The 20047-nt window shown below is 65.9% G+C and carries 20 protein-coding genes; 8 read left to right on the plus strand and 12 right to left on the minus strand.

The features are described from left to right. Positions 1-55: 55 nt before the first annotated feature. Positions 56-1462 carry a type I glutamate--ammonia ligase gene (glnA, locus tag ACK8CO_RS03970; protein WP_080615685.1) on the plus strand — a complete coding sequence of 469 codons (1407 nt, stop codon included), beginning with the start codon at positions 56-58 and terminating at the stop codon, positions 1460-1462. 447 nt (positions 1463-1909) lie between these two features. On the opposite strand, the gene ACK8CO_RS03975 is transcribed toward glnA, so the two are convergent. Continuing rightward, complete coding sequence (locus ACK8CO_RS03975) at positions 1910-2503, minus strand: biotin transporter BioY (protein ID WP_080615684.1); 594 nt, start codon at positions 2501-2503, stop codon at positions 1910-1912. Positions 2504-2594: 91 nt separating this feature from the next. Further along, positions 2595-3032 (minus strand): DUF6314 family protein, encoded by a 438-nt coding sequence (locus ACK8CO_RS03980; protein WP_080615683.1) that lies wholly within the window; start codon positions 3030-3032, stop codon positions 2595-2597. 77 nt (positions 3033-3109) lie between these two features. Here ACK8CO_RS03980 and purB point away from each other — a divergent pair, with 77 nt between their 5' ends. The 4 genes from purB (at position 3110) to ACK8CO_RS04000 (ending at position 7014) form a co-directional block, all read left to right on the plus strand. After that, positions 3110-4417, plus strand: coding sequence for an adenylosuccinate lyase (gene purB / locus ACK8CO_RS03985; RefSeq protein WP_080615682.1), 1308 nt, complete (start codon positions 3110-3112; stop codon positions 4415-4417). A 143-nt stretch (positions 4418-4560) separates the two neighbouring features. Then, a complete protein-coding gene (locus ACK8CO_RS03990; protein WP_414898239.1) occupies positions 4561-4722 on the plus strand; it encodes a hypothetical protein in 162 nt (53 codons plus the stop codon). 203 nt (positions 4723-4925) lie between these two features. Continuing rightward, entirely contained in the window at positions 4926-5954 is a 1029-nt protein-coding gene (locus ACK8CO_RS03995) for a flagellar motor switch protein FliG (RefSeq protein ID WP_080615681.1), read from the plus strand. Between the two features lie 178 nt (positions 5955-6132). Next, positions 6133-7014 carry a lysophospholipid acyltransferase family protein gene (locus ACK8CO_RS04000; RefSeq protein ID WP_414898240.1) on the plus strand — a complete coding sequence of 294 codons (882 nt, stop codon included), beginning with the start codon at positions 6133-6135 and terminating at the stop codon, positions 7012-7014. 82 nt (positions 7015-7096) lie between these two features. On the opposite strand, the gene ACK8CO_RS04005 is transcribed toward ACK8CO_RS04000, so the two are convergent. Next, a complete protein-coding gene (locus ACK8CO_RS04005; protein WP_414898241.1) occupies positions 7097-7795 on the minus strand; it encodes a DUF1223 domain-containing protein in 699 nt (232 codons plus the stop codon). A gap of 232 nt (positions 7796-8027) precedes the next feature. Between ACK8CO_RS04005 and acnA the strand changes: the two genes are divergently transcribed. Continuing rightward, the gene (acnA, locus tag ACK8CO_RS04010; RefSeq protein WP_414898242.1) at positions 8028-10778 is read left to right on the plus strand and encodes an aconitate hydratase AcnA; all 2751 of its coding nucleotides are present in this window, start codon (positions 8028-8030) and stop codon (positions 10776-10778) included. Positions 10779-11244: 466 nt separating this feature from the next. Here acnA and ACK8CO_RS04015 read toward each other — a convergent pair whose 3' ends face one another. From ACK8CO_RS04015 to yajC, 9 genes are all read right to left on the minus strand, one after another. Beyond that, entirely contained in the window at positions 11245-11799 is a 555-nt protein-coding gene (locus tag ACK8CO_RS04015) for a DsbE family thiol:disulfide interchange protein (protein WP_414898243.1), read from the minus strand. Then, positions 11792-11950 carry a heme exporter protein CcmD gene (ccmD, locus tag ACK8CO_RS04020; protein ID WP_080615677.1) on the minus strand — a complete coding sequence of 53 codons (159 nt, stop codon included), beginning with the start codon at positions 11948-11950 and terminating at the stop codon, positions 11792-11794. Before ccmD ends, ACK8CO_RS04015 begins: the two co-directional genes overlap by 8 nt. Next, the gene (locus ACK8CO_RS04025; RefSeq protein WP_080615676.1) at positions 11947-12678 is read right to left on the minus strand and encodes a heme ABC transporter permease; all 732 of its coding nucleotides are present in this window, start codon (positions 12676-12678) and stop codon (positions 11947-11949) included. The genes ccmD and ACK8CO_RS04025 overlap by 4 nt, the downstream gene beginning before the upstream one ends. Positions 12679-12734: 56 nt before the next feature. Next, a complete protein-coding gene (ccmB, locus tag ACK8CO_RS04030) occupies positions 12735-13391 on the minus strand; it encodes a heme exporter protein CcmB (protein ID WP_080615675.1) in 657 nt (218 codons plus the stop codon). Next, positions 13388-14002: a heme ABC exporter ATP-binding protein CcmA gene (ccmA, locus tag ACK8CO_RS04035; RefSeq protein WP_414898244.1), complete on the minus strand. Its 615-nt coding sequence runs from the start codon at positions 14000-14002 to the stop codon at positions 13388-13390. Before ccmA ends, ccmB begins: the two co-directional genes overlap by 4 nt. A gap of 216 nt (positions 14003-14218) precedes the next feature. Continuing rightward, complete coding sequence (locus tag ACK8CO_RS04040) at positions 14219-14575, minus strand: Mth938-like domain-containing protein (RefSeq protein WP_080615673.1); 357 nt, start codon at positions 14573-14575, stop codon at positions 14219-14221. A 122-nt stretch (positions 14576-14697) separates the two neighbouring features. Further along, positions 14698-15669: a protein translocase subunit SecF gene (secF, locus tag ACK8CO_RS04045; protein ID WP_414898245.1), complete on the minus strand. Its 972-nt coding sequence runs from the start codon at positions 15667-15669 to the stop codon at positions 14698-14700. A gap of 10 nt (positions 15670-15679) precedes the next feature. Next, positions 15680-17341, minus strand: coding sequence for a protein translocase subunit SecD (gene secD / locus ACK8CO_RS04050; protein WP_414898246.1), 1662 nt, complete (start codon positions 17339-17341; stop codon positions 15680-15682). A gap of 6 nt (positions 17342-17347) precedes the next feature. Next, complete coding sequence (gene yajC, locus ACK8CO_RS04055; RefSeq protein WP_080615670.1) at positions 17348-17677, minus strand: preprotein translocase subunit YajC; 330 nt, start codon at positions 17675-17677, stop codon at positions 17348-17350. A 106-nt stretch (positions 17678-17783) separates the two neighbouring features. Here yajC and ACK8CO_RS04060 point away from each other — a divergent pair, with 106 nt between their 5' ends. Then, positions 17784-18557: a trypsin-like serine peptidase gene (locus ACK8CO_RS04060; protein ID WP_414898247.1), complete on the plus strand. Its 774-nt coding sequence runs from the start codon at positions 17784-17786 to the stop codon at positions 18555-18557. A 71-nt stretch (positions 18558-18628) separates the two neighbouring features. Then, positions 18629-20017 carry a pentapeptide repeat-containing protein gene (locus ACK8CO_RS04065; protein WP_414898248.1) on the plus strand — a complete coding sequence of 463 codons (1389 nt, stop codon included), beginning with the start codon at positions 18629-18631 and terminating at the stop codon, positions 20015-20017. Positions 20018-20047: the final 30 nt, after the last annotated feature.

Here is a 20047-nt window from a genome sequence, read left to right on the forward strand (position 1 = left end):
GGGTGCGCCCGGCCAGGACGCGACCAAACCTAAAGACAGAGGGGAAGTAGGTCACATGAGCAAGAACAAGGTTCTCGAGACCATCAAGGACGAGGATGTCGAATATGTCGACATCCGCTTCACCGATCCGCGCGGCAGGCTGCAGCACGTGACGGTGATGGCCGATCAGGTCGATGAGGATTTCCTGGACGAAGGCTTCATGTTCGACGGCTCGTCGATTGCCGGCTGGAAGTCGATCGAAGCCTCCGACATGAAGCTGATGCCCGACCCGGACAGCGCCTATATCGACCCGTTCTATGCCGAGAAGACGCTTTGCGTGCATTGCTCGGTGGTCGAGCCCGATACCGGCGAAGCCTATGACCGCGATCCGCGCGGCACCGCCGAGAAGGCCGAAGCCTACCTGAAATCCTCGGGCATCGGCGATGTGGCCTATTTCGGCCCCGAGGCCGAGTTCTTCATCTTCGACGACGTGCGCTATGCCGTGTCGCCGAACAAGGTCGCCTTCTCCATCGATGTCGAGCATGCCGCCTGGAACACCGACACCGAATACGAGTCGGGCAACCTCGGCCACCGTCCGACCTACAAGGGCGGTTACTTCCCGGTGAACCCGTCCGACGAGGGCCAGGACATCCGCTCGGAAATGCTGTCGACCATGAAGCAGATCGGCATGAAGGTCGACAAGCACCACCATGAGGTGGCGACCTGCCAGCACGAGCTGGGCATGATCTTCGACAGCCTGAAGAAACAGGCCGACAACCTGCAGAAGTTCAAGTACATCATCCACAACGTGGCGCTGGCCTACGGCAAGACGGCGACCTTCATGCCGAAGCCGATCGCGGGCGACAACGGCTCGGGCATGCATTGCAACATGTCGATCTGGAAGGATGGCAAGCCTCTGTTCGCCGGCGACCAGTATGCCGATCTCAGCAATGAAGCGCTGTGGTTCATCGGCGGTCTGCTCAAGCATGCCAAGACGCTGAACGCCTTCACCAACCCCTCGACCAACTCCTACAAGCGGCTGATCCCCGGTTTCGAGGCCCCCGTGCTGCGCGCCTATTCGGCCCGCAACCGCTCGGGCTGCATCCGTATCCCGTGGACCGAGAGCCCGAAGGCCAAGCGCGTCGAAGCCCGCTTCCCCGATCCGTCGGCGAACCCCTATCTGTGCTTCTCGGCGCTGCTGATGGCCGGTCTCGACGGGATCCGGAACAAGATCGATCCGGGCGAGGCGATGGACAAGAACCTCTACGACCTGCCGCCCGAAGAGCTGGAAGGCATCCCGACGGTCTGCGCCTCGCTGCGTGAAGCGCTGGAGAGCCTCGAGAAGGACCACGACTTCCTGCTTGCGGGCGACGTCTTCACCAAGAGCCAGATCCAGGGCTACCTGGAGCTGAAGTGGGAAGAGGTCTATGCCTTCGAGCACACGCCGCACCCGATGGAATACAAGCTGTATTACAGCTGCTGACCCGGGTCCTTCGGACCTGCGAATTCCGGGAAAAGGGCGCCTTCGGGCGCCCTTTTCTGTCCGCGGTTTCGGCCAACGCGCAAGGCACGGCCGGAACGCATCCGGGCATCGGAAGATCCCGGCTCAAGGCGGATCGAAGGCCCGCCCCGACCGACGCCACATGCCGCGCGGCGGAAAGGCAATGGTGCAACAGGCGGGCCCCGCAAGAGCTGCGTCTTGAGGCCGGAACCTCACCCCGGGCGGCCTCTGTCGCGGCCCTGAAAACGGGCAAGGGTAAGGCGGCGCGGTCGAAGGCCACGCAGGATCGGCCGACCGCCCTTGTCAGATCGGACACCGCCCCTTGCACGGAAGCGGCGAGCGGCCCGGACGAGGCGCAGTCATCCCAACATGCAGAAGGGGCGCGCCCCGCAGGCCGCGCCCCTTCCAATTCCTAAGATATCGGGTCGATCAGTCGCGGCCGATCAGCCGCCAGACCGCCGGAACCGCCAGCGCGGCCAGCGCCAGTTTCAGCGCGTCGCCCAGCAGGAAGGGCGTCACGCCCCAGGCCAGCAGCGGCTGGTCCCAGCCGTAGAGCTGGCCGAGCCAGATCACGCCGGGGATGTAGAGCACGACATTGCCGACCAGCATGGCCAGGGCCATCCGGCCCATCGAGCGGTCCCAGCCGGCGCGGGCGAAGGTGCCGAGCGTGAGGGCAGCCAGCGCATAGCCGACCAGATAGCCGCCGGTCGAGCCCATCATGTAGGTCAGGCCCGAGGCCTCGGCCGAGGTTCCGGCGAAGACGTCGAAGCCCAGCGCGCCGATGCCGAGATAGCCCAGAATGGTGATCAGACCGCGCCGCGGCCCGTAGGCGGCGCCCAGCGTCAAAACCGCGAAGGTGGTCATCGTCATCGGCACCGGGAACATCGGCACCTTGATATGGGCCGCCAGCGCCAGGACCGCGATCCCGGCCACGACCAGAGCCGCTTCCCGAACCAGTCGCTGGGCGCCGTTCCGGGGCATGATATTGTCGACAAGGACCTTTTCGGTCAGGGCATACGCCATTACGGTCACTCCCGTTGCAATTCGTTGCGTCCGTATTGCCCGAGCGCCGCTTCCGGCGCAAGACCCGGCGGGCGGCTGCTGTGGGCGCAGGCTAAGATTCTGGCCGGTAGCTACTTTCCATCGCATAATTCTTTCGCGGGCCGCGCACGTCCCAGCGGCTCGACCAGCAGGGCCAGGCCGAGAAATCGTAGCGCACACGGTAAAGATCGGGCGCGCAATCGTGCCGCGCCCCGGGCCGGGCGCCGGGGCCCAGCGCATGAAAGAAGCGGCCATCCTCGAACAGGACCTCGATCTCCTCTGCGCCCCCTCTCTGTCGCGCGCGCCAGAGATAGCGCCTTGTCGCAACCGCCGGCGGCCGGCCAGGAATCTCGAGCTGCCCGGTCTCGTCATAGACAAGGCCCGCCGCCGGAGCTGAACCGTCGGGAGCGAAGACCGCCCGGCCCGTCAGCCGCAGCACCTGCCCCGTCAGCCGGTCGTCGATCCGGCGCGTCAGCCGCCAGGCTCCCTCGAAATCCTGAAGTTCCGGCACCCTGCCCCCGCTTCTTGCCGCGCCTGCCCCCAGGCGGTATCAGACCGCGAACCCACGTCCAAGCGAAGGCTGCGCCCATGATCCCCCGCTATGCCCGCCCCGAGATGACCGCCATCTGGGAGCCTGCCACCAAATTCCGCATCTGGTACGAGATCGAGGCCCATGCCTGCGATGCCCAGGCCGAACTTGGGGTGATCCCGAAGGAGAATGCCGAAGCGGTCTGGACCGCGAAGGACGTGGTCTTCGACGTCGCCCGGATCGACGAGATCGAGGCCGTCACCAAGCATGACGTGATCGCCTTCCTGACCCATCTGGCCGAACATGTCGGCGCCGATCAGGCGCGTTTCGTGCATCAGGGCATGACCTCGTCGGATGTGCTCGACACCTGCCTCAACGTGCAGCTGATGCGCGCGGCCGACATCCTGATCGCCGACATGGACAAGCTTCTGGCCGCGCTCAGGCGCCGCGCCTTCGAGCACAAGGATACCGTCCGCATCGGGCGCAGCCATGGCATCCATGCCGAGCCCACCACCATGGGCCTGACCTTCGCCCGCTTCTATGCCGAGATGGAACGCGGCAGGCGGCGCCTCGAGGCCGCGCGCGAGGAAATCGCGACCGGCGCCATTTCGGGCGCGGTCGGCACCTTCGCCAATATCGACCCGGCAGTCGAAGAGCATGTCTGCAGGCAGATGGGGCTGAAGCCCGAGACAATCTCGACCCAGGTCATCCCGCGCGACCGCCACGCGATGTTCTTTGCGACGCTGGGCGTGATTGCCTCGTCGATGGAGAACATCGCCATCGAGATCCGTCACATGCAGCGGACCGAGGTGCTCGAGGCCGAAGAGTTCTTCTCGAAGGGCCAGAAGGGCAGCTCGGCGATGCCGCACAAGCGCAACCCGGTCCTGACCGAGAACCTGACGGGGCTGGCGCGTCTGGTGCGCATGACCGTGGTTCCGGCGATGGAGAACGTGGCGCTCTGGCATGAACGCGACATCTCGCACAGCTCGGTCGAGCGCGGCATCGCGCCCGATGCGACGGTGACGCTCGATTTCGCGCTGAACCGGCTCGCGGGCGTGATCGACAAGCTGGTGATCTACCCCGAGAACATGCTGGCGAACATGAACAAGTTCAAAGGGCTGGTGATGTCCCAGCGGGTCTTGCTGGCGCTGACCCAGGCCGGTGTCAGCCGCGAGGATGCCTATCGGCTGGTGCAGCGGAACGCGATGAAGGTCTGGGAACAGGGCAAGGACTTCAAGGAGGAACTGCTGGCCGATCCCGAGGTCACGGCGGCGCTGAGCCCGGCCGAGATCGAGGAGAAATTCGACCTAGGCTATCACACCAAGCATGTCGACACGATCTTCGCCCGGGTGTTCGGCGAAGCCTGAACCGGCGATCTCCGGCCCGGGCGACGGTGCCGGGGCCTTGGCGGGCGCGCCTCGGGCAGAGGCGCGCCCGCTGAATTTTCCGTGACTGCGGCAGGCGCTGATTCGTGTTACGCTGGGGCACCTTCAGGACGGAGATGCGACCCATGACCACCAGGACGATCCTTGCAGCGGCGGCCCTTGCGCTTCTGCCCGCCCTCGCCTCGGCGGAATGCGGCTGGCAGAAGCGGATCAATGCCAGTCAGTGCGGCGAAGGCCAGATCTTCGACTCGGTCTCGGGCCAATGCGTGGACCAGACCACCAGCTGAGCCCTGGCCCGGCCGGCAGTTCAGATCCGAAGGCGGCGCGGCGAAGGTGCCGCCTTCTTTCATGTGACCTTCGGGCGGCGGGGTTCGAAACCGCCCCGCTCGCGACAAAATTCCTCACGAAATTCCGCAATGCGGGCGGTCTTCGATAACTCCGGCTTAACACCCGGGGATTATGCCTCTTGGTCAGGAAGACGGAGACCCACGTGCAGAGTTTCGGAGCCCCTATCGCCTCCAGCGGCCTGACCTCGCGCCAGAAGGCGGCCATTATCGTTCGTCTGGTTCTGAACGAGGGGATTGACCTGCCGCTTCATTCGCTCCCGGCCTCCGTGCAGACCGATCTCGCCGACGAAATCGCCAGCATGCGTTATATCGACGGCAATACGCTTCAGGGCGTGATCGAGGAATTCCTGTTGGAAATCGAGCAATTCGGCCTCTCCTTCCCGGGCGGGATGGAAGAGGCGATGCGGTTGCTCGGCGACCATCTGAGCCCCGAGGCCGCGGCCTCGATCCGCGCCCGCTTCGGGAGCGGACGCGGCGGCGACCCCTGGCAGACCCTGTCCGAGTTGCCCGCCGACCGCCTGACCGAACTTCTGTTGGCCGAAAGCCCCGAGATCGCGGCCGTGGCCCTGTCGAAACTGCCCAGCCCGATCGCGGCCAGCACGCTCGGCCGGATGCCCGGCCCCGAGGCGCGCCGCATCGCCTTCGCGATCTCACGCACCGCCGAGGTGCCTCCGGCCGCCGTGACCCGGATCGGCCGCGCCCTGGCAGAGCGGATCAATTCCGCGCCCGAACCCGCCTTCGAACTGGCGCCCGAGACCCGGATGGGCGCGATCCTCGACGTGGCCCCTGCGGCGACGCGCGAGGATGTGCTGGAAGGGCTGCGCGAAACCGATGCCGAGCTGGCCGAGAAGGTCCGCCAGGCGGTCTTCACCTTCGCCGACATTCCCGACCGGCTGGACGAACGCGACGTGCCGGCGCTGACCCGCGCGATCGAGCAGACCAAGCTGATCACCGCCATGGCCGGCGCCGACGGGCGGACCGGGCCGGCGGTCGAGTACATCCTTGCCAACATGTCGCAACGGATGGCCAACCAGATCCGCGACGAGATCAACGAACGCGACGCCCCCGGCGCCGAGGAAACCGAGGCCGCGATGTCCGATGTGATCGCCGCGATCCGCAGCATGGAGGCGGCCGGCGAAATCAAGCTGCGAAAGTCGAGCAAGACCGCCTGAGGCCCCGATCCGCCGCCCGGCGCCGCAAGCACGGGGCGGCGCTTGTCGCCCGGGCGCCGGGGGATTATGTCTGCCTGCGCGAGACATCGCGGCCCGACGACGGATGGCGGCGGGCGCGATGCGAGGCAAAGCGCAGATCCCGGCCAGGCGGACCGGACAACGAGAGGAAACCGGTCCGATGGGCAAGCGGGACAGGCGCTCCAGGCGTCTTGGCGACTGGCTGACAGATCGGGTTGCACGCCTGCTGATCGGCACCGCCCTCGCCCTGCCCTATGAGCGCCGGGTTCCTTTTGGCGGCTGGGTGACACGTCGGCTGATTGCGCCTGTCGCAGGCTATCGCGGCCGGGCCGAGGCCAATCTGGCGATGATCTGGCCCGACATGCCCGCCTCCCGGCGCCGCCACATCGCCGATCAGGTGGCCGACAATGCCGGCCGCACCCTGATCGAGAATTACTCGACCGAGACCTTCCTTGCCCGGATGGCCACGACGGAGCCGAAGGGCCCTGGGCTGGCCGCACTCGCCGCCGCGAAGCAGGCCGGACGCCCCGCCATCCTCGTGACCGGGCATTTCGGCAATTACGAGGCCGCCCGGGCCGCGCTGGTCGCCCGCGGCTACGAGATCGGCGGGCTGTACCGGCCGATGGCGAACCCGTTCTTCAACGCCCATTACGTGCGCACGATGGAGGCTTTCGGCGGCCCGGTCTTCCCGCAGGGACGGCGCGGCACCGCGGGCTTCGTGCGCCATCTGCGCAGCGGCGGCATGCTGGTCCTGCTGACCGACCAGCATGCCCGGCGCGGCGCCGAGCTGCGCTTCATGGGCCATCCCGCCCTGACCGCGCTGTCGGCCGCCGAGCTGGCCCTGCGCTACGATGCCGAGCTGATCCCCTTCTACGCGACCCGCCGCCCCGACGGGCTGAGCTTCGAGATCGAGATCGAGGCGCCGGTGGTACGCGCCACCCCGCGCGAGATGATGCAGGCCCTCAATGACAGCCTCGAGGCCCGGGTCCGCCATCATCCCGAACAATGGTTCTGGATCCATCGGCGCTGGAAGGCCCACTGAGCGCGACACGCAGCCGCGCGCCGGCAGAGACCGCCCGCATCGTTATGCCGTCGCGCGAGGCCCTTGACGCGAGGGCACAGCCTTATCGCAGACGCGCGGCTGCCAGGATCACCCCCGGCCCGGGACGCTGCAGGATCGCCACGATCGGCTCGTCCCCGGCGGCCTGCACGCTCACCGAAAGCGGCTCGGCCCCGTTCCAGCGCGCGACCGGGGTCCAGGCCTCGACGATATTGGCATAGCGCAGGGTCTTTCCGGCATTCTCACCGCGTTGGATATCGACCTGCTGTTCGGGCCGGTAGCGCACGATCTGGAGCACCACATCCTCGCCGAAGGGTTCGGCAGAGACCGCCGTCACCGTCACCATGTCGCCCTGCCGCGCGAGACCGAGCTCGACCGGACTGTCCGCGAGGGCATGAGTCTCGATCAGATGGGCGAGGTCCATCGGCCGATAGCCGACGACATGATCAGCGCCCTCGACCACCATCTGCGGGGTGTAGATCGAGCGTCGGCCCGCGGCATGGGCATAGGCCTTCTGCCGCAGGGTGAAGGCCGGATCGGCAAAGATGTCCTTCCAGCCGATATAATCCCAGTAATCGACATGCAGAGCCAGCGCGATCACATCGTCGCGCTTGGCCAGTTCGGCGATCAGCGCATCGGCCGGCGGACAGGCGGAACACCCCTGAGAGGTGAACAGCTCGACCACCACCGGGCTCGGATCCGACCGGGCGGGACCGGCAACAAAAATACATCCCGCCAACAGGACCGTTAGGACTGCGCGCATCAGACTCGCCTTGATTTCCCCTTCGCCCGATCTTCGTACCCAAGCGCCCGGACACCTGCCAATCAAGGATTCGGGAGGGGGCCGTGCGGATCGGCCGCGCGTCCTCTGGACATTTCAGTGCACAACGGTATACAAATTAATTCGCACCCCCCTTGATCGCCACGATGCGATCGGGCAAGAGCGTGCAGTAATTTTATGAACCGCGCGACACCCTGATGGAGAACGATCTTTCATGCCGATCACCGTTGGACAGGACACAGCCAAGACTCGCAAGACGCTGAGCGTCGGAAGCGCCAGCTATGCCTATTACTCGATCCCCGCGGCCGAAGCGGCGGGGCTCGGTGATTTCTCGCGCCTGCCGGCGGCGCTGAAAGTCGTGCTGGAAAACCTGCTGCGCTTCGAGGACGGCAAGACCGTCACCATCGATGACATCAAGGCCTTTTCCGACTGGGCCGCGAATGGCGGCAGGACCGCGCGCGAGATCGCCTATCGCCCGGCCCGCGTGCTGATGCAGGATTTCACCGGGGTTCCGGCGGTGGTCGACCTGGCCGCGATGCGCGACGGCATTCTGGGGCTGGGCGGCAATGCCCAGAAGATCAACCCGCTGAACCCGGTCGATCTGGTCATCGACCACTCGGTGATGATCGACGAGTTCGGGAATCCGCGCGCGTTCCAGATGAATGTCGACCGCGAATATGAACGCAACATCGAACGCTACACCTTCCTGAAATGGGGCCAGAAGGCGTTCAACAATTTCCGCGTGGTGCCGCCCGGCACCGGCATCTGCCACCAGGTGAATCTCGAATACCTTGCCCAGACCGTCTGGACCGATACCGATCAGTCCGGCGACCAGGTGGCGTATCCAGACACGCTGGTCGGCACCGACAGCCACACCACCATGGTCAACGGGCTGGGCGTCCTGGGCTGGGGCGTCGGCGGGATCGAGGCCGAGGCCGCGATGCTGGGCCAGCCGGTCTCGATGCTGATCCCCGAGGTCGTGGGCTTCAAGCTGACCGGCAGCATGGTCGAGGGCACCACCGCCACCGATCTGGTGCTGAAGGTCGTGCAGATGCTGCGCCAGAAGGGCGTCGTCGGCAAGTTCGTCGAATTCTACGGCGAGGGGCTCGACCATCTGCCGCTTGCCGACCGCGCGACCATCGCCAACATGGCCCCCGAATACGGCGCCACCTGCGGCTTCTTCCCGGTCGACGAGGAAACGCTGCGCTATCTGACCCAGACCGGCCGCGACAAGGACCGTGTCGCGCTGGTCGAGGCCTATGCAAAGGCCAATGGCATGTGGCGCGATACCGGCTACGATCCGGTCTATACCGACACGCTGCATCTCGACATGGGCACGGTCGTGCCCGCAATCTCGGGCCCGAAACGGCCGCAGGATCACACCCCGCTGACCAATGCCGCGCAGTCCTTCTTCAACGTGGTGTCGGATTATCGCGGCATCGACGAAAGCGAGGAAGCGCGCGACATGCTGGCCGAGGCCCCCGCGCCCGATCTCGATGCCGATCCGCGCAAGAGCGCAAAGGTCGAGGGGCAGGATTACGAGCTGCGCGACGGCTCGGTGGTGATCGCCTCGATCACCTCCTGCACCAACACCTCGAACCCCTATGTGATGATCGGCGCGGGGCTCGTGGCGCGCAAGGCGCGCGAACTGGGCCTGACCCGCAAGCCCTGGGTCAAGACCTCGCTCGCCCCCGGCTCGCAGGTCGTCAGCGAGTATCTCGAGGCGGCCGGGCTGCAGGAAGACCTGGACGCGATCGGCTTCAACCTCGTGGGCTATGGCTGCACCACCTGCATCGGCAATTCGGGGCCGCTGGCCGAGGAGATCTCGAAGGCGATCAACGACAATGACCTGATCGCGACCTCGGTCTTGTCGGGCAACCGCAACTTCGAGGGCCGGATCAGCCCCGATGTGCGCGCCAACTACCTGGCCTCGCCGCCGCTCGTGGTGGCCTATGCCATTGCGGGCGACATGAATATCGACCTGACCCGCGACCCCATCGCCCAGGACAAGGACGGCAAGGATGTCTTCCTCAAGGACATCTGGCCGAGCCAGGCCGAGATCGCCGAACTGGTCGAGAAGACCGTGACCCGCGACGCCTTCCAGTCGAAATATGCCGATGTCTTCAAGGGCGACGAGAAATGGCAGGCGGTCGAGACCACCGACAGCGAGACCTATGACTGGCCGGCAAGCTCGACCTATGTGCAGAACCCGCCCTACTTCCAGGGCATGGGCACGGAACCCGGCGAGATCACCGATATCGAGGGCGCCCGTCCGCTGGCGATCCTGGGCGACATGGTCACGACCGACCACATCAGCCCTGCCGGATCGTTCAAGGACACGACGCCCGCGGGCAAATACCTGATCGAGCGTCAGGTGCCAGTGCGCGAGTTCAACTCCTACGGCTCGCGCCGCGGCAACCACGAAGTCATGATGCGCGGCACCTTCGCCAACATCCGGATCCGCAACGAGATGCTCTCGGGCGTCGAGGGCGGCTATACCAAGGGTCCGGACGGGGCCGAGACCTCGATCTTCGAGGCGGCCATGGCCTGGCAGGAGAAGGGCGTTCCGCTGGTGGTGATCGGCGGCATCGAATATGGCGCCGGGTCCTCGCGCGACTGGGCGGCCAAGGGAACGGCGCTTCTGGGGGTCAAGGCAGTGATCGCCGAGAGCTTCGAACGCATCCACCGCTCGAATCTGGTGGGGATGGGGGTGATTCCCTTCGAATTCACCGGCGGAGACACCCGCAAGACGCTGGGCCTGACAGGCGAGGAAAGCTTTTCGATCAAGGGCCTCGCGGGCGATCTGAAACCCCAGTCCGAGGTGCCCTGCACCATCGCCTATGCCGACGGGAGCGAGAAGACCGTGACGCTCAAGTGCCGGATCGATACCGCCATCGAGAAGGAATATGTCGAACATGGCGGCGTGCTGCATTACGTGCTGCGCAACCTCGCCAAGGCCGGCTGAACCGCCAACCCTCTGAAAACAAAGTCGCCCCGGGGCTTACCTCGGGGCGATCTCGTTTGCTGAAACAAAAGTTTTGCGGACCGTCCCACGGGTTCTTCTTTGCGCCAGATCAAGTTTCGACTATGGTTTTGCCATATTCGAAGACTTTTGACGCTACGTTTTCAGAAGACCTTTCAGGGGACAATTGGGGGATCGTCACAACAGACGTCAACGGCCTTGATTTCGTGAGACAGGCTGGCGCTTGCGCCAACCGTGGCCAACGCGGTTATAGAGCCGCACCCATTCATCATCCGGGCCCCTTCCAGACGGGCCTCTGCGGACCGGGGCCGCCCCAAGCCGGAAGCTGTCGGCACGCGCCCTCCGGAGACGGACTCGGGCCAACCTCGGGGCAACGCCCTGACGCGATGCCAGATGCAAACCTGGCCCGGAGACAGCGAAAAGACGGAGGGCGCGGGAAGGCTTGGTCTCAGTTCGATTCGGGCCGGGAGTCCTTGAGCAACGGCCTGATCTCGGCCTCGACGATTGCCGGTGTGAGCGGCCCCGGATGGCGCAGCAGCACGGTGCCATCGCCATCGAGAACGAAGGTCTCGGGCACGCCATAGACGCCCCATTCGATGGCGGTGCGACCGGACCGGTCGGCCCCGAGCGCGGCGAAGGGATTGCCGAGTTCGTCGAGGAAGCGCATCGCCTTGGCCGGATCGTCCTTGTAGTTGATGCCGTAGATCGTGACCCCGGCCCCGGCCAGAGCCTCGAGCTCGGGATGCTCCTGCCGGCAGGGCGCGCACCAGCTGGCCCAGAAATTCACCAGCTTGACCTTGCCATCGGCCAGCGCCGCAGCGTCGAAGGGCCCCTGCCCGGCCAGATCGGACAGCACCAGAGCGGGCGCGGGCTTGCCGATCAGCATCGAGGGAAGCGCATCCGGATCGTCGCGCCCCATGCCGATGAAGAAAAGCGCCGCAAGCCCCGCGAACAGGACCGGCGGCAGCAGCAGCAGGGGTGAAATCCGTCTTTTCTCAGACATCCGTTTCCCTCCGGGCCTCGACCTCGGCCAGCTGGCGCCGGACCCGTGCGCCGCGCCAGAGCGAGACCGCGATCAGCACCGCGATCAGCGCCATCGTCAGCGCATAGGAGGACAGCACGGCAACCGCGTATTTTCCAAGATCGGGGATCATGCCATCCGCTCCCTTGCAAGCATCGCCCGGACCCGGCGGGCCCGGATCTCTGTCCGGGTGCGCAGCAGGACCAGCGCGACGAAAAGGCAGACGAAGCCCGCGATGCAGAACAGAAGCGGGATGTAGAACACGTCGGCCACGTTTTCCTTCTTGTCGAGGCTGAGCGAGGCGCCCTGATGCAGGCCCTGGCTCCAGAAATTCACGGCATAGCGGCTGAGCAGCGCGAAGACCGAGCCGACGATGCACAGGACCGAGGTCAGGTCGGCGGCCGCATCGGGGTTCTCGATCGCCTCCCAGAGCGCGATATAGCCGAGATAGAACAGGAACAGGATCATGAAGGAGGTCAGCCGCGGGTCCCAGACCCAGTAGGTGCCCCACATCGGCTCGCCCCAGATCGCGCCGGTGATCAGAGCGATCAGGGTCATGGTCATGCCGATGGGCGCGGCCGCCCGCGCCGCCAGCGCCGAGACATGGTGGCGCCGGACCAGCCAGATCAGCGAGGTCACCAGCATCATCACCCAGGCATTGATGGCCATCATCGCCGCAGGCACGTGGATATAGATGATCTTGACGGTCGAACCGAAATTCTCGGCCTCGGGCGTCAGGAAGAAGCCCCAGACCAGCCCAACCCCCAGGCAGATCGCCGCAACCACCGAGAAGACCGGCAGCAGGACCGACGAGGTCTGCATGAATTTCTGCGGATTGGCATATTCCCAAAGCGACGGCATGAGCGTGTTCCTAGTGGCGTTTCCGAAGGCCCTCAAGTGACGAGCGTGTGAGGCCCCTAGCGCAGATTGATACGGATTGCCGCAGCCGCGGCGAAGGGCAGCAGCGCCATGCTGGCAAGCGTGATCGCCGTCAGCATCAGAAGCGGCGTGCCGGTCTCGCGCCCGTCGATGCCGCGTGCCACCGCCTCGGCGCCGAAGATAAGCGTCGGCACGTAAAGCGGCAGCACCAGCAGGGACAGCAGCAGCCCGCCGCGCTTGAGCCCGACGGTCAGCGCCGCGCCGAAGCTACCGATCATGCTGAGCGCGGGGGTCCCGAGCGCAAGGCTCGCGGCCAGCCAGCCATAGCCTGCCGCGGGCAGGTTCAGCAAAAGCCCGAGCCCGGGGGCGGCGAGCGTCAGCGGCAGGCCGGTCGTCACCCAATGCGCGGCGGCCTTCATCGCGACGACGCCCTCGAGCGGGATCGGCGCTGTAGCCAGCAAATCGAGCGAGCCGTCCTCGTGATCGAGCGCGAAGATGCGGTCGAGCGAGAGCAGGCAGGCCAGAAGCGCGCCGACCCAGAGGATGCCGGGCGCGATGGCGGCCAGAAGCCCGCTGTCGGAGCCGACGCCGAAGGGCACCAGCACGACGACGATCAGGAAGAAAGCAAGCCCCAGCCCGAAGCCGCCACCGGCCCGGATCGCGAGCCGGAGGTCGCGTTGAAGAAGCGCGATCATGCAAAGGCCTCGTCGAAACTGTCGATCCGGCGCGGGCGGGCACGGAAGCCCGAGACGTCGAGCAGACCTGCCTCGAAACCCAAGTCGATATGGGTGGCGATGAGGGCTGCGCCGCCCCGCTCGAGATGGCCGCGCACGGCGCGCCCGAACTGCGCGACCGAGGCCGCGTCGAGCGAGACCGTGGGTTCGTCGAGCATCCAGATCGGCCGGCCGGTGACCAGAAGCCGGGCAAGGCCCAGGCGGCGCTTCTGTCCGGCCGAGAGGTTCTGCGCCGGGCGCCGGGCGAGATCCGCGAGATCGAAGGCCTTGAGCGCGGGGGCGATGTCGGTCTGGCCGAAGATACGGGCCCAGAAGCTCAGGTTCTCGGCGACGGTGAGCGTAGCCTTGAGCCCGTCGGCATGGGCGGCATAGGCGATTGACTCGGGCGGGGCGGAAACGGTGCCCTCAAGCGGCGGCTGCAGGCCCGCGAGGGTTCGCAGGAGCGTGGTCTTGCCGCAGCCATTCGGGCCGCGCAGCATCAGCGCCTGCCCGGCGGCGAGCGTGAAGCCTACCCCTTCGAGCACCGGCACGCCGCCGCGTGCGCAGGCCAGATCCGTCGCCACCAGTTCCATGCCCCCCGCATAGCCGAAAGGGCAACGGGCTGGAAGCAGGAAAGCCGGACGGCAGGCGCCCTGGCCCCGGGCCCCGGGCGCGCTGACGCGCGCCGCCTCCAGCGGGGGTATTTTCGCCAAGAAGAAGAGCACGACAGGAGGGGCCGACGGCGCGTCCCTTCGGACAGGTCCCATGGCAGCGACGACGCCCAAGTGGCGGCTGGTCAGGGGGAGAGGTCAGGGGACGGGCACCAGTGCGACGGCGACCCGGCGACCTTCGGCCAGGAGCACATTGTAGCTGCGGGCGGCGGAGGGGGTCGACATCAGTTCTACCCCGATGCCCTCGGCTTCGAGCCGGGCCTGGAGCCGGTTCGGCAGCGGGGTCAGGCATTCTCCGGTGCCGATCAGCAGGATGTCGGCGCGGCCCGCAAGCGCCATCAGCGGCGCCTCGTCGCCGGGCCCCTGCCAGGCCAGCAGCTTTCCATCGGCGACAAGCGCGGCACCCTCGTGGATCTCGCCCGCGATCCGGAAGAAGCCCGGGCCGTAGCCGTCGATGGGCAGGCCGTCGGGGATGGTCATCTCGGTCAGTTTCATCGGGGTCTCCTGTCGCCTGGCGCGCCCCGATCATAGAACGGGCGCCGGGCGGGGGAAACCGCCCGGCGCCCGGGTCTCTCGTGGCTTTCATCGTTTTCTCGCCGCAGGCCCCCTCGGGGGGCTCAGCGCTCGGCCTTGGCGAACTGCGTACCCGCGCCGTCCCCGCCTTCCTTCGACCAGTCGCGCTTGACGCCCAGCTTGAGAAGGATGTTCGAGGCCACGAAGATCGACGAATAGGTGCCGACGACGATGCCCCAGGTCATCGCGAAGACGAAGCCGCGGATAACGTCGCCGCCCAGCACGATCAGCGCGATCAGCGCCAGAAGCGTGGTGAAGGAGGTCATCGTGGTGCGTGACAGCGTCTCGTTGATCGAGAGGTTGAGCACATCCTTCAGTGCAATCTTCTTGAACTTGCGCAGGTTCTCGCGGACCCGGTCGAACACAACGACGGTGTCGTTGACCGAATAGCCGACGATGGTCAGAAGCGCCGCGATGATCGCGAGATCGAACTTGAGCTGAAGGCCTGCGAAGATGCCCATGGTCAGCGTGACGTCATGGATCAGCGCGACCACCGCGCCGACGCCGAACTGCCATTCGAAGCGCAGCCAGATATAGACCAGCATGGCCAGGATCGAGAGGCTGACCGCGATCGCCGCCGAGGTCACCAGCTCACCCGAGACCTTGGGCCCCACGCTTTCGACCGAGGGGAAGGTGATCGAGGGATCGACCGCTGTCAGCGCCGCTTCAAGTGCATCGATGGTTTCGGGCGTGACGCTTTCGGCATCGCCCTGGGCCTGGATCCGGATCTGGGCCACGTTCTTGCCCGGGCCGAAGCTCGGGTCGAACACCTCGGTGATCGAGACATCGCCGAGATCGAGCGCCGAGATCGCATCGCGATAGGCACCGACATCGACCGGCTGGCTGCTTTCCGAGCGGATCGTGGTGCCGCCCTTGAAGTCGATGCCGAAATTGAGCCCCATGGTGAAGACCAGAATGACCGAGACCACCATCGCCACCAGTGAGGCAAAAATCGAGACATTTCCGAATTTCAGGAAATCCCAGCTGGTATCGGAGGGAACGAGTTTCAGGCGCATGGATATTCCCTCACAGCACGATGGTCTTGGGGCGACGGCGGGACATCCACATCACGATCATCATCCGCGTGACGTAGATCGCGACGAAGACCGAGGTGACGATGCCGATGGCCAGCGTCACGGCAAAGCCGCGCACCGGACCCGAGCCCATGACGAACAGGATCACCGCCGTCAGGAAGGTGGTGATGTTGGCGTCGAGAATCGCCGAAAGCGCCCTCTCATAGCCAAGCTCGATGGCGCGGGCCGGGCCCTTGGCGGTCTTGAGCTCCTCGCGGATGCGCTCGAAGACCAGCACATTGGCATCGACCGCCATGCCGATGGTCAGCACGATCCCGGCAATGCCGGGCAGGGTAAGCGTCGCGCCGATCATCGACAGGAGCCCGAAGATCAGCCCTATATTCACGATCAGCGCGACATTGGCGAACAGCCCGAACAGCCCGTAGCTGGCCCACATGAAGATCAGGACCAGAAGGAAGGCCGCGGCCGAGGCGATCTTGCCCGCCTCGATCGAGTCGGCGCCGAGCTGCGGACCGATGGTGCGTTCCTCGAGGAAGGTCAGCTCGGCCGGAAGCGCCCCCGCGCGCAGAAGAACGGCAAGCTGGGTCGATTCCTCGACCGTGAAATTGCCGGTGATCTGGCCCGAACCCGACGGGATCGGCTCGCGGATGACGGGGGCCGAGATCACCTCGTCATCCAGCACGATGGCAAAGGGCGAACCGACATGTTCGGCTGTGTACTGGCCGAATTTGCGCGCGCCCGAGGGGTTGAAGCGGAAGGTGACCGAGGGCGCGCCGTTCTGATCGAAGGCTGGCTGGGAATCGGTCAGCTGTTCGCCCGAGACGACCGGGGTCTTCTCGATGATGTAATAGGTGCCGGGCTCGTCCATCGAGGGCAAAAGCTCGTTGCTGGCCCCCGGCGCCTGGTTCGGATTGCCGGTGCGCGAGACGACCGGGTTGAAGGTCAGCCGCGCGGTGGTGCCGATCAGCGCCTTCAGCTCGTCGGCCGAGCCGATGCCCGGCACCTCGATCAGGATGCGGTCCTCGCCCTGACGCTGGATCGTCGGTTCGCGCGTGCCGACCTCGTCGATCCGGCGGCGCACGATCTCCAGCGACTGGCGCAGGGTGCGGTCGATGGTGGCCTGCTTCTCGGGCTCGGACAGCTGCACGGTCAGAACCGCACCTTCGCCCGAAACGTCGATATCCGACGCCCCGACGCCGGTCAGGCTGACGATGGGCCGGGCCAGCGCCCGCACCGCCTTGATCGCAGCGGGCATGCCCGCAGGCTCGCCCAGCCTCACCTTCAGCATGCCGGGCGCACCGTCCATCCGGCGGATCGGGCCGACCTGGTCGCGGACATCGCGCAGCGCGTCGCGCACATCGGGCCAGAGCGCATCCATGCGATCGGCATAGACATCCTCGACCTGCACCTCGGCCAGAAGATGGGCGCCGCCGCGCAGGTCGAGACCGAGATTGACCAGGCCCGAGGGCAGCCATCCGGGCCAGCCGTCGCGCTTGGCGATCAGTTCAGGGGTCGCGCCCTGGGTTTCGATGGCCTTGAGGGCGTCGTTATGCCCCTCGACCCGGGAATAGAACATGTTGGGCGCCGCAAACAGCAACCCTATCAGAACGATGCCCCAGATCGTGGCCCGCTTCCAAAGCGCGAAATCCAGCATCGGCGATCAGGCCTTTTCCGCCGGTTCGGTCTTGTTGAGCACCTGGGCGATGGTGTGACGCACGACACGGATCTTGACGTTCTCGGCGACCTCGAGTTCGACCTCGGCATCGTCCTTGACCTTCGAGACCTTGCCGATCACGCCCCCCTGGGTCACGACCTGGTCGCCGCGGCGCAGCCCGTCCACCATCGCCTTGTGCTGCTTTGCCTTCTTCTGCTGAGGGCGGATCAGCAGGAAATACATGATCGCGAAGATCAGGATCAGCGGGAGAAAAGAGCCGAAGGCGCCCGCGGCGCCTCCGCCGGCCGCTTGCGCAAAGGCTGGCGTTGCAAACATGTGGAAGTCCCCGTGTTCGAAGGGCAGAAGGGTCGCCCCGTTTTCAGTCGCGGCGCACCCTATCCGTGGGTCTTCTGCTTGGCAAGGCGCTGCGCCGGGGCTTCAAATGGCGTCCCGATCCGGGCATATCAAGACCATGCGACCTTCGAGCCGCCCGCCTGCCGCGATGTTGCTCGCCCTGTTCGTCATGGCGGGGGCGGCCGCCCTGCCGGCCGCGCCCCGGGCCGGGGGCACGCCGCAGCAGGCCGAGCCGCTGGCCGAGGCCCAGCACCGCGCCTGGCGCGCCATCGGCCGGGTCAATGTCGCGGGATTCGACACGGGCGGTTTCTGCACCGGCACGCTGATCGCCCCCGACCGGGTCCTGACCGCAGCCCATTGCCTGTATGCGCTGCGCGGCCACCAGCTGGCGAAACCCGGCCAGGTACATTTCCTCGCGGGCTGGCTGAAGGGCGGTTACGCTGCCCACCGCACCGCCCGCCTCCTGCGACCCAATCCCGGTTTCGAGCCGAACAGGCGGCCGGACAGCCGAAGCTTGCGCAGCGATGTCGCGATCCTTCTTCTCGAGACGCCGATCCCCGATATCGCGCCGCTTCCGCTGGCCCTGCCAGAGCGCATCGGCCCCGAGGTCACCGTGATCGGCTATCGCCGCGACCGGCCGAATGCGCTCAGCCGGATCGGTGATTGCCGCGTGCTGGTCCAGAGCCCCGGCATGGCCGGGCTCGGCTGCGCGGTGACCGAAGGCAGCTCCGGCGCCCCGGTCCTGCAACGCGCGGGCCAGGGCTGGCAGGTAGTCGGCGTGATCTCGGCCTCCCTGCGCGGCGCGGGCGAGGTCCGCTCGATCGCCGCCCGCCCCGATGCGGCCTTTCTGGCGGGTCAATAAGCCCCGGCGGAAACCCGTTCCCGGAGACGATGGTTCGGGGCATTGTGGCCCTGCAGGAAACGGAGTGTCCCATGCCCGGCAAGCGCCCGGATCTGATCGACTGGCTGGGCTATCGCAGGCCACCCGATTTCACCGCGGCTCGCCGCTTCGGCCGAATGCTGGGCTTCGCGCTTCCGGCACTGGTTCTGGCTCTCATTGCCGGAACTCTCGGCGCCTTCATCCTGGCCCTTGCCGGACGAGGCGATTTTGCCGGCCTCGATCACCAATCCGAGGCGATCCGCAATGCCGGTCTGGTCCTGGCAGCCTTTGTCGGCATTCCCTTTCTGGTCTGGCGCTCGATCGTCGCGCAAAAGCAGGTGGATGTGGCCGAACAGGGCCTCATCACCGACCGCCTCAATAAGGCGGTCGAGGGGCTGGGGGCGGAAAAGACCGTCAAGCGGCGGCTGACGCATCCGGACGGCTCGACCGGGATCGAAGAAACCACCGAGCCCAATATCGAGGTCCGCATCGGCGCGATCTACGCGCTGGAACGGATCAGCCGGGACAGCGACCGCGACCATGTGAACGTCATGGAGATCCTCTGCGCCTATATCCGCGAGAACTCACATAGGCCGCCGTCATCGCAGCCACTGTCCCGCTCGGAGGAAACGGACGCGGCGAAGGCTTCTCTTTCCGAACTGACAGACCTGACCGATGTCCAGACTGCATTGACCGTGCTGGGGCGGCGGGCAGAATCCCAACGGCAGCTGGAAACTTCTGCCCGCTACCGTCTTTCGCTGAGCAGATGCAACCTTGCCAAATGCGATCTCAGTGGCGCGGATTTTTCCCGTGCCGATTTCGCCGGATCCAATCTGAACGATGCATTTCTCTACCGGTCCCGATTTCGCGACTGCAATTTCACGTCTGCCAGCATGAAGAGAGTTCAGGGCTATGACAGCATCTTCGAGGGCGCTGTGCTCGAATACGCCAATCTGTCACAGGCCATCTTCAATCGAAGCCGCTTCCTCTTTTCTCCGGAGGCGCAAATCGGGGCGGACTTTTCACAAGCTCAAATGGACGGCAGCATCATCACCTTCTCGGGAGTGAGAGGCCCCTATAGGTGGGCTCTCGGGGCTAACTTTGCAAAAGTCACATGGCAAAATGCGACCGTAATTGGATTTAGAAACCAACGCGATACCGACTTTGGCTTCAGCACAGCCCGAACCGGCACCGACACCCAGCCACGTCCGCTGACGATCCATCAGGGGCTCGCCTTTCACGATTGCATCCTCGACGCACACCACTTCGGGAATCTCGATCTCGAACGCTGCTTCGGTGATGGAACAGTCGCGCTCATGGAGCCGATCATACGGCCGAGTCACTGGCCGTCCGAGCCTCTGAGCCCAACAATATTCGAACGTGAATGCGCCCTCTGGCGCGCCGATCCGGCCTCTTACGTCCCCCCTCAGGATCGGGCATAACCGGCCCGAGACAAAGACCCAGACCACCCG

This window comes from Rhodovulum sp. HP10, assembly GCF_047553435.1.
Lineage (GTDB): Bacteria > Pseudomonadota > Alphaproteobacteria > Rhodobacterales > Rhodobacteraceae > Rhodovulum.

Coding starts and splice junctions, on each gene's coding strand:
- glnA (WP_080615685.1), top strand. CDS start 56: ATGAGCAAGAACAAGGTTCTCGAGACCATCAAGGACGAGGATGTCGAA.
- ACK8CO_RS03975 (WP_080615684.1), bottom strand. CDS start 2,503: ATGGCGTATGCCCTGACCGAAAAGGTCCTTGTCGACAATATCATGCCC.
- purB (WP_080615682.1), top strand. CDS start 3,110: ATGATCCCCCGCTATGCCCGCCCCGAGATGACCGCCATCTGGGAGCCT.
- ACK8CO_RS03990 (WP_414898239.1), top strand. CDS start 4,561: ATGACCACCAGGACGATCCTTGCAGCGGCGGCCCTTGCGCTTCTGCCC.
- ACK8CO_RS04000 (WP_414898240.1), top strand. CDS start 6,133: ATGGGCAAGCGGGACAGGCGCTCCAGGCGTCTTGGCGACTGGCTGACA.
- ACK8CO_RS04005 (WP_414898241.1), bottom strand. CDS start 7,795: ATGCGCGCAGTCCTAACGGTCCTGTTGGCGGGATGTATTTTTGTTGCC.
- acnA (WP_414898242.1), top strand. CDS start 8,028: ATGCCGATCACCGTTGGACAGGACACAGCCAAGACTCGCAAGACGCTG.
- ACK8CO_RS04015 (WP_414898243.1), bottom strand. CDS start 11,799: ATGTCTGAGAAAAGACGGATTTCACCCCTGCTGCTGCTGCCGCCGGTC.
- ccmD (WP_080615677.1), bottom strand. CDS start 11,950: ATGATCCCCGATCTTGGAAAATACGCGGTTGCCGTGCTGTCCTCCTAT.
- ACK8CO_RS04025 (WP_080615676.1), bottom strand. CDS start 12,678: ATGCCGTCGCTTTGGGAATATGCCAATCCGCAGAAATTCATGCAGACC.
- ccmB (WP_080615675.1), bottom strand. CDS start 13,391: ATGATCGCGCTTCTTCAACGCGACCTCCGGCTCGCGATCCGGGCCGGT.
- ccmA (WP_414898244.1), bottom strand. CDS start 14,002: ATGGAACTGGTGGCGACGGATCTGGCCTGCGCACGCGGCGGCGTGCCG.
- ACK8CO_RS04040 (WP_080615673.1), bottom strand. CDS start 14,575: ATGAAACTGACCGAGATGACCATCCCCGACGGCCTGCCCATCGACGGC.
- secF (WP_414898245.1), bottom strand. CDS start 15,669: ATGCGCCTGAAACTCGTTCCCTCCGATACCAGCTGGGATTTCCTGAAA.
- secD (WP_414898246.1), bottom strand. CDS start 17,341: ATGCTGGATTTCGCGCTTTGGAAGCGGGCCACGATCTGGGGCATCGTT.
- yajC (WP_080615670.1), bottom strand. CDS start 17,677: ATGTTTGCAACGCCAGCCTTTGCGCAAGCGGCCGGCGGAGGCGCCGCG.
- ACK8CO_RS04060 (WP_414898247.1), top strand. CDS start 17,784: ATGGCGTCCCGATCCGGGCATATCAAGACCATGCGACCTTCGAGCCGC.
- ACK8CO_RS04065 (WP_414898248.1), top strand. CDS start 18,629: ATGCCCGGCAAGCGCCCGGATCTGATCGACTGGCTGGGCTATCGCAGG.